The following is a 12373-nucleotide window of genomic DNA, read 5'->3' on the forward strand; positions in this document are numbered from 1 at the left end:
AGACCATTACAGAATGGCAAAAGGAGGCTTCGCTTATGAAAAAGCAGCATCTGCGTGTGTACTCCGGATTCAAACTGGGATTGTTTCTGTTGATCTGTATGGTGACGATTGGAATAGCTGTCCCTGGCAAGGCAGAAGCGGCGGGTTCAATTTCACTGGACGCGCCTGCGGGCGGATATGTGTCGGATGGAGGGCTGGTGGAAATTGGGGGCAGTTATACCGACTTGTATGACATTCGACTGTTTGTGGACGGAACGGCTCAATTCGAAGTGGTATTAAATGATCCGGATGGGGATGACAGCGGCACATGGTCTTATATGCTGGATACCTCAGCCTATAACGGGACTGTGGAACTGGTGGTTCGTGGACTGGATACGTCCACCCGTTACGGGGTATGGGGAGCGCCTGCCATCCTTACCGTTCATAACCCAGCAGGTGCTGTTCCTGTAGTAACCATCACGGGACCATCTGAGGGCGTGTCTCTTAGCGGCCAGGTGGAGATCTCTGTCGAGACCAGCTCTCCAATTCCGATCATGCTGGTAGAGGTTCGGGTAAACCGCGGGCCATGGGAGGAAGCTGTTCAGCAAGGCCCTGCATATGTATACACCTGGGACACGGCGGGACTTGGCGATCGCACGGTCAGTCTGGAGGCCAGAGCGGCCAGCAGACCGGAGCGTTATGGTTATAGCCCGACGGTGTATGCTCAGGTTGGAACCGGGACGCATGAGACTGTCGTTCCTCTTCCTGTACAGGAGCGGGCCATGTGGATCTGGGAACCGGAGAGTTATAAACTGCTGCTGAACCCTGGATCGCGACAGGTGCTGGAGTCATTCATCACCGATACGCAGACATTCGGCCAAACACCGGTCCAGACGCTTTATCTTGCAGTAGGCGGTTATGCCGGATACGATGCACTGGAAGCGCAGGAAGTGGAGTTGCGTTCTTTCGTGAGTTGGGCGCACAGCAAAAATTTGCAGGTGCATGCGTTAATTGCAGGTGGCACTACGCCGGCCTATATGGGCGCTTACGAGAAATATCACCATCATGCTGTGCAGGAAATGGAGCAGGTGATCAATTACAATCTTGCAGCGGGGGAACCGGAGAAGTTTGACGGCATCAATGTGGATATTGAGCCTTATATCTCTCCCGACTTTAAAGACCCAAGTCATTTCCTGCAGAAGGAATACCTGGATGGCTTGCAAAAGATGATTGATCGCCGGGATACCGCAGGTATTTGGCTTCCGTTCGGTCCTGCTGTGCCCAAGTGGTATGACACATCGGATCAAGCAGCTAATATTTCATGGAATGGCTCCAGCAAATGGCTGTCTGAGCATGTTCAGGATATCTCTGATTATATCTCCATTATGGATTACCGGGATACGGCGGATGGCTCCGCTGGCATTATTGCCGGGGCTGCTGGGGAGCTGGCTTATGCGGATCAGATCGGCAAGCCGAATTCCGTGGTGATTGGTGTGGAAACGCTGGATATCGCCAATAGCGGAGACCCGGAGACCATTACCTTCTGGGAGGAGGGACGTATCCACATGGAAGCCGAGCTGGATAAGGTATATGCAGCTTACGGACAGAGCAGCGCCTTTGGCGGCATTGCCGTCCATCACTATGATTCCTACCGGGCACTTCCTTCTTATTGGGGGCCGGGCGGTGTAGTTTGGACAGCGCCGGATGACCAGGAAGCTCCTTCCGCCCTTTCAGGGGTTCCTTCCATTGAGGCCACTGATTATCAGACTGTACATCTGAATTATGGAATGGCTTCGGATAACATGGAAGTGGAACGCTATGTGATATACCGAAGTACCGTGCAGGGGTTCACGCCTGTCGCTGCGGATATCGTTGGACTCGCCCGCGCCCTGAATTACCAGGACAAGGGACTGCTGCCGGATACGACATACTACTATCGTATTGCGGCGCGTGATTTGCGTGGCAATATCGGGCCTCTCACCGATGAAGTGTCGGCGACCACTGGCAGCACCACATTGAAGGCATTGATTGTAACGGACATGAATCTGGTCTATGGGGGATCAGGGGTATCCGTCACCATGAAGGTCAGAGATTATGATACAGGCGCAATAATTTCGGGGGCGAAAGTCGAGGGGAGATTTACTTATTCGGCGGGGCGTTATACCAGCGGGACAACAGGAATGGATGGGAGCGTGACGCTTGTCTCGGAAGCGGTGGGAACGGGCAGACAGGTTGGTTTTGAACCGCGGAGAATCCGTTACAACGGCTATTACTACGCAGCAGGTCATGATTCGCCGCATACAACGCTGCTAATGTTGAATGCCAGCAATTGAACAAGCAGACGAGAAGTGGCTTGAAGGAGGAGGAAGCACATGAATGTGAATGACTTGGTGGAACCGCTCCAGACTCATATCGTTGAACATATGTCTGTGCAGGTTTATGCTAATCGGAATCAGATGGGGGCAGCGGCAGCGGCTGCGGTTGGGGCCAGATTAAGACAGCTGCTTCAGGATTCGGAGCGTCAGGTACGCATGGTGTTCGCTGCTGCTCCTTCGCAAAACGAATTGTATGAAGGTCTGGTACGGGAGCAAGGTATCGATTGGTCAAGGGTCTGTACCTTTCATATGGATGAATATATGGGGCTGGCGGATACGGCTCCCCAGCGATTTGGTCAATATTTAACGGATCGGCTGTTCAGTCGGGTGCAGCCTGGGCGGGTGGAGCTGTTGGATGGGCTACAAGATGTGGAGCAGGAGTGTCAGAGATATGGAGACCTGCTGCGTGCGGCTCCTATTGATATCGTCTGCCTCGGGATCGGAGAGAATGGGCATATCGCCTTCAATGATCCGCCTGTTGCCGATTTTGAAGATTCGAGGATCGTCAAAGCGGTAAAACTGGACGAAGCTTGTCGCCGTCAGCAGGTGAACGATGGGTGCTTTGCCCATCTGGATGATGTGCCTGCGGAGGCGTTGACCCTGACTGTGCCAACGTTGATGGCTGGAAGGGAGCTGTTCGCAATTGTACCGGGAGCATCCAAGCGGCGTGCACTTGCGGCAGCTTTACATGATCCGATCAGCACGGCATGTCCTGCCACTATCCTGCGTACACATCCCGGAATCACGATGTTCACAGACCGGGAAGCCTGCGGCCTGTGAGCATGCCAATGATCGGGAAGCACTACAGAACAGGGTTGCCCATTGAGGTCGGGATCAGAGAGGGACGTATCACTGCTGTTACTGAACTTGAAATGTCGCCTCCCGGAGATTGCCTGCCCTGGCTTGCGCCTGGACTGGTGGATTTACAGGTGAACGGCGGATGGGGGCTGGATCTGAACACAGCCCCGCTATGTCCAGATACGGTAGTGCAGCTGACCCGGAAGCTGAAAAGTCAAGGTGTTACAAGCTTTTGCCCGACGTTGATTACGAACAGTTCCGTAAGGTTGGCTGAGGCGGCCTCCGTCATTGCAAAAGCCGTTCGGCTGAACCGGGATGCGGTCGAGGGAATTGTGGGCATTCATCTGGAAGGTCCATTCCTCTCGCCGGAGGATGGCCCACGCGGCGCCCACCCAAAGCAGCATATTGTTCCCCCTGATTGGGAGGCGCTCAGCCGTTGGCAGGATGCCGCCGATGGATTAATTCGCATTATTACCCTTTCACCCGAGTGGCCTGGTTCAGCTTCATTTATTGCCCGGTGCTGCGAATCCGGCATTCTTGTCTCGATTGGACATACGGCAGCAACGCCAGAGCAGATTAGGGAAGCGGTCTCCGCAGGAGCTGTGATGTCTACACATCTTGGCAACGGTGCACACCTGATGCTTCCTCGTCATCCGAACTACCTGTGGGAACAGCTGGCGGCCGATGAGTTGTATGGGTGCATGATAGCGGATGGTCATCATCTTCCGCTGTCCGTGCTGTCCGTAATTCTCCGGATGAAACGGAATCGCGCCATTCTGGTCAGCGATGCCGTCTCGCTGAGCGGTATGCCACCAGGTTCCTACCACCTGCATATTGGTGGTGATGTGGTATTGACGGCGGAAGGTCGGCTGCACCTTGCCGGCCAGCCTGAGCTGTTGGCTGGCTCGGTGATGATGCTGCCGGATCAGGTGGGGTATCTTGTGGAAGCGGGGTTGTCCGGGATTCCCGATGCCTGGGACTGTGCAGCGGTGCATCCGGCCCGGCTGCTTGGGCTTGAACAGGCTGCTGGACTTGAGGTCGGAGCGCCCGCAGATATCGTTAGCTTCAACACGGATGGTGGAAAGTTAAGTGTTTTGCAGTGCTGGAAGAATGGCCAGATCAGTCCACAGAGCCGAGAATAGGGGGAGAGCGATGCAGAGCTTGATACCGCAACCGAAGCAGATTGCAGCGACCAAGGGAGAAGCCTTGCGGCTAAATGGCAGGGAAAGACTGATTCTTTTCATGGAACAGGATGATCCCAGATTGGATATTCATTGCCGCCGGGCATTTCCGGGGATGGAATATACATGCTCCAGAATAGAAAAGGGTTATTTGTTAGTAATCGAACGTCTCTCAGGGCAGGAAACGCAGCAGGTAGTTGATGGGGACCACGGACCCCATGCAGTTTATGAAGTCACGGGAGCACTACAGAAGAGCCCGGTCATCCCTGGTCTTAGTTCGTTCACTCAACAAGACAGAACGGATCTGACTGGGCTGGACGGGCGTCCACAAGGGTATAAGCTGGAGGTGTCGACCGAAAGGGCTGAAGTATACGCACTGGATGCGGCGGGTCTATTTTATGGATTGCAGACATTGGTACAACTGCTTGGACCGGATGGGTGCATCCCGGCGGTGTCCATAACCGACTGGCCGGATACACATATGCGGGCAATGAACTTGGACCTGCGTCAGACTTTCTCGAAGCCGGAACTGTTGACGGATTATTTAGCTGAATTCGCCCGTTATAAGACGAACGCAATTTTGATTGAATACGAGGATAAGTTCCCATTTCAGTTACATCCCGAGTTCGTACATCCACAGCATGCGTTAAGTCGTTCACAGCTGGAAGAACTAAAGCGGAACGCCCACGAGCACTTTATAGAGATTATTCCGCTCCAGCAGAGCTTTGGACATCTGGAATATGTATTACGCCACGAAGGTTGGCGGCATCTTCGCGAAACAGAGCAGTCCACCGGGGAGATCTGCCCATCGCATCCGGAAACCTTTGGATTGATAACCACCTTACTTGAGGAGATGATCGAGGCTCATCCAGATTCGCGTTATATCCATCTCGGCTGTGACGAGGTCTATAGCCTATGCGAATGCGAACGCTGCAAAATTGAGTTTGGAGGCGTGCGTGAACGAGCTTTTATCGCTTTTTTGAACCGTCTGATTGCATTTACGGCAGAACGGGGGAAACAGCCGATTTTCTGGCATGACATGCTGGATAAATGCCCGCCAGAGGAACTGGCTAAGCTGGATCAGCGAAGTGTCGCCATGATCTGGATCTACAACGGTCGCAATATCGAAGCGGAGGTTACTTCACATGCCAATAAATTTAGGGCGCTCGGCATTGAAGTTATGGGAGCGCCAGCAGTCCGCAGCTTTGATTGGGCTGAGCATCAGAATTATCCGGTGCTGCTGAACCGGACAGACAACTTGCTTCAGTGGGCAGAGACGGCTGACAAACTGAATCTTGGCTGTGTAGTTGCTACCAACTGGACGGGGCCTTTCAGCCTCGGTGTTCCATATGGTATTTTTGAAACTACCTGGTATCCCATGCTGCTGCATTCGGATTTGGCCTGGAACCGCAAAGCGGATACCGCCACCTTCATCGATCGGTTTCTGGAACGGTTTCATGGCATTGATCCAGTGACCGGACACAACCTTCTCGGCAATTACAGAGTAGAGGATTATTATGATGTGATATGGAAGCTGATGGACGAAGTGCGCGAGCACAAGGAAGAAGCGGAACTGATTGCGATCATGCATGATTTTGAGGTGGCGACAGATCGTTCACGGGCAATCCATAAGTATGCTTACCGCTGGGAGCTGTATCCCGGAGACGATGCGGAGTGGAGCTCACTCCATAACAATTATACGAGAAACCGCCGTGGACGTGAGGGGGTCTTGCCTCGGATGAAGGCTGCGCTGGAGCGTTACCAGCCCTCTGATATGGCGGAGCACTTTGTGAAATCGAGGTTCTATCTGCATGATTATCTGGAGCGCACGCTCTATCAAGAACTGGGTCTGAACGCAATCCATACACAAACTGATCTGACGGTAATGAGCCTTGAAGACAAAATAGCCCTGATGTGCGTAGTAGGCACACCATCGACTCGGGCCGAGCCGGAGTTTCGCGGCAGAATGGCACAGCACCGATTCGGGGGGATCGGCATCTTTCCCCATAATATTGAGAGCGAGCAGCAGACACATGCGCTACTTGCAGAAGTAAAGAACATAGCCGGAGATAGCGGCAGCCCTCTGCCTTATTATGTTTCGGTAGATGAAGAGGGCGGCACCTTGTCCAAGTTTAAGTCCTTTTTTCCCTATGTCCCTGGCAACCGGGCAGTGGGCTTAAGTGAAGATCCGGAAGCCGCCCGTTTGCTCGGTAAAATCATCGGCAGTGAGCTGCACTACCTTGGCATCCCCATGAACTGGGCACCAGTGCTGGATGTGAACACGAATATAGATAATCCGGTTGTGGGTGTTCGCTCCTTTGGAGAGGACCCACAGCTGGTGGCCCAATTCGGCCGCGCTTATATTCAGGGGATGCATGAAGCGGGTGTAGCCGTGACGGCAAAGCACTTTCCCGGCCATGGGCAAGTGAGCGGAGACTCACATATTGTTCTGCCCGAATGTGAGCTAACGATTGAACAGTTGATGGAGGGGCCATTGCTTCCCTTTATTGAGGCGATTGAAGCCGGGGCGGATTCAATCATGATGGGGCATCTGGTGTTTCCCAACATTCCTGAATCCGGCGGACTTCCAGCCTCACTCAGTCCTTTTTTTGCCACGGAATTGCTGCGGAAACAGTTGGGCTTTACGGGGGTGATCTGCACCGATGATATAGAAATGGGGGCCATTCGCAAAAACTTCAGCCCGGAAGAGGTGGGGGTTCTGGCCGTTCAGGCGGGGAACGATATGATCCTGATGTGCCATACGCCGGAGTTTCAGAGTCGGGTCATCGCGGGTATTCTGGCAGCTGTACGGGATGGGCGAATCAATGAGGAGCAAATCGACGAGTCGGTTCTTCGTATTCGGCAGCTGTATGACCAATTCCGGCAGTACCAAGCGTCTGCACAGCCGATTCCCAGAGAGCAGTGGGGAGAGGTGGCACTGAAGCTGGCTCGTATGACTGTGAAAGTTAGCCGGGATCCGCAGGGTCTGCTGCCACTCAAGGATTCGCTGAAATATTTGCTGATACTGCCGCAGCAGGAGCAGCTGACCCAGGCCGATAATAGCGGTTCTGCGGAAATCAGGTTAGCCTCCCAATTGAAGGATGAAGGCTTGGCTGTTGAGACGTGCTACTGTGCAATGAAGCCAGATGCCGAGCAGATAAAGTCCCTGATACAGCAAGCCGCTGATACGGATGTCGTTATCCAGGGCACCCTTAATGCCCATCTATTCACAGGTCAGCTGGAACTGGCGGAGGCCTTGGCTGCGGTTAAGCCACTGCTGAATCTGGTGCTGCGCAATCCCTATGATGACGCCGCACTGCCCCAGACAGCCGGATGCATTCTGCTGTGTTCAACCTCCGATTATTCACTGCGGGCAATGGTGGAGTGCATGACAGCATCAACGTGACTTGTCAGTGATGAGTTGTTCAATAGGGCAATGAAACATATCTAAAAGCTCAAAAGCTCGCATGTATTTGCCAGTCTTCATACTTACAAGCGATCTAGTCTGAAATCCAGAGATCCATGACGGAAAATCGAAAAGCCCGCTACTTTGCGGGCTTTTGTCAATCTTAAGACTTTGATGCTCTTTCCTAGATAACACGTTCATTTAGCTCCGAATTCCGTCACTCGCTTCAGGTTCAAAGACGCTATTGGGAGAATGATTCATAGCCTGGTGGCTAACTAGACTCTAATACAACAACATCGTCTTCTCAAAAAGTTTTATATATCCTCACCTGCAGCAATAGTTTATAGCTGTCTTATGACAAGAGGCTTTCTCGACATCATCCATGCTGCAATCAGCAAGGCGAGAGCCACTAAAATTCCGGATTCTCCAGTCCATAGCAGAACGTTTTTGCCACTAGAAGATATATCGAAGGCATCCTGAATCACTGCATTCCAACATGCATGGAGGAGAATCGCAGGCCATATGCTGCCCGTTGTTAAGCGCAAGCGGCTAATCAGATAACTGAAAGAGGTCACTGAAATCATAAATAGGATAACCGATAAGGCTGGATAGGGACCGGAATAATAATTTGCAAAAAGCATTACGGGAAGGTGCCATACACCCCAAATAATTCCGCTCGTCAGCATGGGTCTAGGTACACGGGCGTTAATCAGTCGAGTCAGCATATAGCCCCTCCAGCCAAGCTCCTCTCCTGAACTGCTGATTATACCGATTGCAGTACCCGCAAATATTTGAAAAAGTATTGTTCCTGCAAGGATAACACCAGATGGGCCTTCGATGAATGAGTCCGGTGTAACATACTGAACCAGCCCCGTAATCCATGCGATTCCATAAGCAAATAAACCAATAACAACTGGAAAAAACAAGATGAAAGGTAATGACTTCAGTGTCTGCTTCCCACCAATCCGCAAGGAAATATCCGAGATGCCTTCACGCAGTACGATACGGGCGAAGATGGAGGACAAGCCAGGTGTCCACATGAGGAGCAGACCGAAAATCGGTGCTTTCATGATCAGTACATAACTAATGATGGAGAGCGGGATGAGCATGGCAAAGAAAACGAGCAGTCCTCGCCTGGCTTTTTGGACCTTTTCTTCCTCTGAACTCGTGCTGGGCATGGTGCTGAAATTTGTTCTCATTGTGATAGCTCCTTTTATCAAAATATGTATATCGCTTTGCAGTATAGCAGTGGATTTACCATAATCAGTACAAACTCAAGCCCAGTCTTTGTCCAAGACCCTAGCCCAGTAAGGACAGGACTAAAGTATAGTGACGTTTTTTTAAAATGAAGTGAATTTAAGCATCTTTTAGTCCATTTTATAAAATGTTAACTACCTTATTGCAGCACAAAGAGCACGTTTCAAACGCGCTCTTAATGTTTGTTTGTCTCTGGTTGTCACGGAGATTTATTAATCCGTTTTGAATTTTTATTAAGCGTTTATATCCGTAATTGCCGGCATATTAATTTCTTTTACACAGGCTGCATTGGACAGGCTGACGATGCATTTTACGATAGAAACCATGTCCTGAAGAGGGATTCGTGTACCATTATATTCGGAAAGAGCACGGTCAATGCCATCTTTATATGGAACTTCGGCTGCGAGTTCTCCCGGGTTGATACACGTAACCGCGATCCGATCTTTTCTTGTATGTTCTCTCAAGGCTTCTGTAACTCCACGAATGGCAAATTTGGAGGCCACAAAAGAAACCTGAGTACTGTTCGCATTGCTCAGACCCGCAGTCGAGCCAATAAGAATAATTTTGCCTGCTGTTGATTTCCTGAGGTGGGGTAATAATGCCTGAATACATACAATAGCTGATGTTACATTCACATGAATCAGATTACTGATGTCGGCGGGGGTGTCCTTATCAAACGTATAGTGGTCCTCGAACCCCTCTTTTTCCCAAATCCCCACATTGTAAATGAGAACATCCAATGTCTCGTTCTGAAGCGCATCGCAGATCTGTTCGGATGCATGGAGGTCAGACAGATCTGCCTGTATCCATATGCGTTCTACCCCATCGTCTAGTTTCAAGTTATCAGGTTTCGTGCGAGACACGACCCAGACTTTATCACCTTGCTCAGGTACACCCCTGACAAATGCATCTCCTAATCCTTTGCTAGCACCGAATACAAGATAGTTTTTCAATTTAAGTGCTCCTTCTTCTCAAAGTGTCGGCTAAAGATTCCAGCTCAAAAAGCAGGCTCTTTATTTTCCAATAGTATAATGTCTTCTCCTTGTTGTTGCCTTAATGCTATATTTTCCCGCCCCCATGTGCACATCACATCCACGATCTTGTTGGCGGTTACTCCATACTCTGTAAGGCTGTATTCGACTTTGAGCGGCATCTGTTGGTAAACATGCCTTCTGACAAGGCCGTCTCTTTCAAGCTCGCGTAATTGCTGGATCAGGACCTTTTGCGAGATACCGTCTATACTGCGCTGTAACTCGCCAGTCCTTTTCACACCGGACATTAATAAACATATGATTAGCGCTTTCCATTTGCCGCCAATAATTTCGAGTGTCGCTTCGATTCCCAGGTTATATTGCTTCATGACATATCACCTCGTTCATGTTACATCTTGTTGATGTGGTATAACTATTCATTTTCTCACAATAGGGCTGATGAAGTCCATACACACTCTGAAGTAACCATCTTACTTTCGAGTGTGTATTTTCTTTTTTTCAGGCTTATATGATAATGGCCATATTCAAAAAAAGCCTATAGCTGAACCGCGAAAGGAATGTTAATCATGAAAACACTCGTCATTCTGGCGCATCCCAATATAGAGGTTTCAAGAGTAAATCAACGCTGGAAAGATGAGCTGCTGCAACACTCTGATATTACAATTCATGAGATTTACAAAGCCTATCCTGATTGGAACATCGATGTGTCCAGAGAACAGAAGTTACTCGAAGCATATGAACATATTATTTTGCAGTTTCCGTTATATTGGTACAGCTATCCACCTTTGTTGAAAAAGTGGTTAGATGATGTTTTTACTTACGGTTGGGCGTATGGATCAACAGGTAACAAATTGCATGGGAAAAAGATGGGCTTGGCCATATCCATTGGCGACAAGAAGGAAAGTTACACGAGGGATGGTTCAGTGTCCTTTACCGTAGATGAGGTGGTTACGCCTTTCAAAGCCAGTATAAATCATGTTGGGGCCGTAGCGTTACCGTATTTTGCAGTCTTTGGTGCCTCATTTCAAGCTACCGATGAAGAAATTAACCAAAGCGCACAAAATTATATCCGATATATCTATGAGTATCAGAGCCTGAAAAACGATACAGTCGATGAAATAACGTCTCTGTGAATCGTTACATTTCGGAACGTTGCACATGGGAGCGAATAACGTGTGCCAGCATCATTAGACCAAAATAACCATGAAAGGGGCTGTACCAAAAGTCATGAGCATGACTTTTGGTACAGCCTTTTTCCTATTCATATATAGCCCCTTGTGAATACATTTGAATTCCAGCATTTTCAACTGCTTTCATAAGAAGCTGTATTATCAAAGTTTAAAATGGATTTCTATTTTTTCAAATGTTTAAACGCAACATTAAGAACTTCTTATATTGCTTCTTGCCGTAACCTTATATGTCTGATGAATAATGGTGAATTGACGCCTGTCTTTTGTCCACACCGTTGGTTTAATGTTTGAATATTACTATTCATGTGAGCTTAAGAGAGCAAGAGGTTCATAAAAAGGTGGGATGGGGAAGATGGTTATTTTATCAACTGGGCCGATCGAAAACAATCCGGTTTCTGGTGTTAGACCGACACAACAGGTCACGATTAGATTGGTAAGTCGAACTGCTGTTGACTCTGTAACAGTATCCGTTCAGGGGTATGTGCTAAGCACAACAAGAACGCTTTATGTGAGCGAAATGATCAGTATTGCACCTAACGAAGCAGTGACCAAAAATTATTTTGCAGACTTAGATGCTTTTGAGTTTGTTTTTGGAACCAGTACGGGAGGTGCGGAAGAAGTAGGAATTTCAGTATGGGGCAAACAAGCGTCGGGACAATTGGTAGATGCACATCGGGTGCTGGAGCACGAAAAAACAGTTAAAAACATCTAGCAGATAGAATCTACTCAAAAGAAAGGGGAGAGTAACGATGAGCTTTTTATCAACAGGGCCGATAGAAAATAATTCTGTTAGTGGTGCTAGACCGACTCAGTCAGTTACCGTCAGAATGGATAACCGCAGCGATGTGACAGCCTCAACCATACAGCTACAAGGGTATTACATGAGTGGTGGATTGAGGATTCTGTATGTCAGTGAGTCTCTTGACATCGCACCAAATCAAGTAATAACCAACAACTATTATGCCAATTTTGATGCCTTCGAGTTTACTTTCACAACAACAACGATGGTTGATGATCCTGTTCAAGTATCAGTATGGGGTAAGAGCAGCACAGGCTCTTTGGTAACAGCCCATCGTTTAGTTTCTTCAGAATTACTGGGTGAAATCCCAAGCAGCACTGGAGCCACAGGTGCAACTGGGGCTACGGGTGCGACAGGTATACCAGGCACAACCGGAGTAACGGGAGCGACAGGTAC

At 49.5% G+C, this 12373-nt stretch carries 9 protein-coding genes and 1 pseudogene; 7 read left to right on the top strand and 3 right to left on the bottom strand.

What is annotated here, in order from left to right; genetic code table 11:
* Positions 1-35 precede the first annotated feature (35 nt).
* From G3352_RS28490 to nagZ, 4 genes are read left to right on the top strand one after another with little or no spacing between them, the layout of a single operon-like run.
* Complete coding sequence (locus G3352_RS28490) at positions 36-2312, top strand: Ig-like domain-containing protein (RefSeq protein ID WP_163761432.1); 2277 nt, start codon at positions 36-38, stop codon at positions 2310-2312.
* A 39-nt stretch (positions 2313-2351) separates the two neighbouring features.
* The gene (locus tag G3352_RS28495) at positions 2352-3134 is read left to right on the top strand and encodes a glucosamine-6-phosphate deaminase (RefSeq protein WP_163761433.1); all 783 of its coding nucleotides are present in this window, start codon (positions 2352-2354) and stop codon (positions 3132-3134) included.
* Positions 3135-3136: 2 nt separating this feature from the next.
* Positions 3137-4294 (top strand): N-acetylglucosamine-6-phosphate deacetylase, encoded by a 1158-nt coding sequence (locus G3352_RS28500; RefSeq protein WP_163761449.1) that lies wholly within the window; start codon positions 3137-3139, stop codon positions 4292-4294.
* A 10-nt stretch (positions 4295-4304) separates the two neighbouring features.
* Positions 4305-7739: a beta-N-acetylhexosaminidase gene (nagZ, locus tag G3352_RS31345; RefSeq protein ID WP_240343271.1), complete on the top strand. Its 3435-nt coding sequence runs from the start codon at positions 4305-4307 to the stop codon at positions 7737-7739.
* A gap of 341 nt (positions 7740-8080) precedes the next feature.
* Here nagZ and G3352_RS28515 read toward each other — a convergent pair whose 3' ends face one another.
* The 3 genes from G3352_RS28515 to G3352_RS28525 form a co-directional block, all read right to left on the bottom strand.
* A complete protein-coding gene (locus G3352_RS28515) occupies positions 8081-8938 on the bottom strand; it encodes a type II CAAX endopeptidase family protein (RefSeq protein WP_163761434.1) in 858 nt (285 codons plus the stop codon).
* A 291-nt stretch (positions 8939-9229) separates the two neighbouring features.
* Positions 9230-9949, bottom strand: a complete 720-nt coding sequence (locus tag G3352_RS28520) for an SDR family NAD(P)-dependent oxidoreductase (protein ID WP_163761435.1) — start codon at positions 9947-9949, stop codon at positions 9230-9232.
* Between the two features lie 44 nt (positions 9950-9993).
* Positions 9994-10356, bottom strand: a complete 363-nt coding sequence (locus tag G3352_RS28525; protein ID WP_163761436.1) for a winged helix-turn-helix transcriptional regulator — start codon at positions 10354-10356, stop codon at positions 9994-9996.
* Positions 10357-10554: 198 nt separating this feature from the next.
* On the opposite strand from G3352_RS28525, the gene G3352_RS28530 reads away from it, so the two are divergent.
* The 3 genes and pseudogenes from G3352_RS28530 to G3352_RS28540 form a co-directional block, all read left to right on the top strand.
* Positions 10555-11121, top strand: a complete 567-nt coding sequence (locus G3352_RS28530; RefSeq protein WP_163761437.1) for an NAD(P)H-dependent oxidoreductase — start codon at positions 10555-10557, stop codon at positions 11119-11121.
* A gap of 409 nt (positions 11122-11530) precedes the next feature.
* The gene (locus G3352_RS28535; RefSeq protein ID WP_163761438.1) at positions 11531-11890 is read left to right on the top strand and encodes a hypothetical protein; all 360 of its coding nucleotides are present in this window, start codon (positions 11531-11533) and stop codon (positions 11888-11890) included.
* A 115-nt stretch (positions 11891-12005) separates the two neighbouring features.
* A pseudogene (locus G3352_RS28540) lies at positions 12006-12373 on the top strand (YVTN family beta-propeller repeat-containing protein); the annotation flags it as partial.

Source organism: Paenibacillus sp. ALJ109b, assembly GCF_010747435.1.
Classification (GTDB): Bacteria; Bacillota; Bacilli; order Paenibacillales; family Paenibacillaceae; genus Paenibacillus; species Paenibacillus taichungensis.